Here is an 877-nt window from a genome sequence, read left to right as displayed (position 1 = left end):
CAGACTCGAAGGTTACGGGCCTGGATGTTCAGAAGCTCTCGTTCTGCACTGCTATTCAACCCATACAATACTGGTAAGCTATATCGTATAGCACCCAGGATCAGGGAAGAGTAGACCCGACGGAGATCACCGTAGCACGGGCCCCATGACGCCCCCGAAATGTGTCGCAGCACGTTGATGTACACTTTGCTCCTGTCAGACATCGTCCTGATGTGTCGTGACCATGTCAGCCCACGGTCTACCGTAACTCCTAGGTACTTGTAGTGCGTCACAAACTTCAGCGGCGACCCTGCCACGTACAGTGGGTACCTCTGAAAAGAACGCCGTGTAAACGCCATGGCAACCGTTTTGCTTGGCGACACGGATAATCCACGGTCGGCAAGGTACAATACGATGTCATGGAGAGCATGCTGCAGGCGACGTTGGAGTGTGTCACGTCGGACAGCGGATGTCGAGATGCAAATATCATCGGCATAGAGCGTAATACGGGTATGCTTTCGCAGTTGGGCAGGAAGAGAAGCCATAACAACATTCAAAAATAGTGGACTGGGTACACTTCCCTGCGGGATGCCACGGCTGACAGGGTAGGAGGTCGTATCTCCCTCAGTAGTGCGGACAAATAAGGACCGGTTGGACAGGAAATCCTGAATCCATGAAAGTGTGTTACCTCCTACACCTGCTTCTTCGAGTGTCGCCACAACAACACTGTGAAGGACGCTGTCATAGGCTTTCGCCACATCCAGGAATACAGCAGCAGTGATTTGTCCATCAGCCTTTGCCTGCTGCACGGTAGTAACGAGATCGATTACACTGTCTATCGCCGACCTCCCTTGGCGGAAACCAGTCATGACTTCGGGAAAGAACCGGGTGCTTTCGA

General features: G+C 52.7%; 1 protein-coding gene. It reads right to left on the bottom strand.

The annotated features are described in order from the left end of the window. On the bottom strand, nt 1-877 hold an 877-nt coding region (locus tag Q2M23_RS44415; RefSeq protein WP_410469853.1), incomplete at both ends, for an RNA-directed DNA polymerase.

This window comes from Bradyrhizobium sp. 33ap4 (assembly GCF_032654765.1).
Lineage (GTDB): Bacteria > Pseudomonadota > Alphaproteobacteria > Rhizobiales > Xanthobacteraceae > Bradyrhizobium > Bradyrhizobium australafricanum.
Note: the sequence above shows the minus strand (reverse complement) of the source record. Positions and strands in the feature narration are given on the sequence as shown.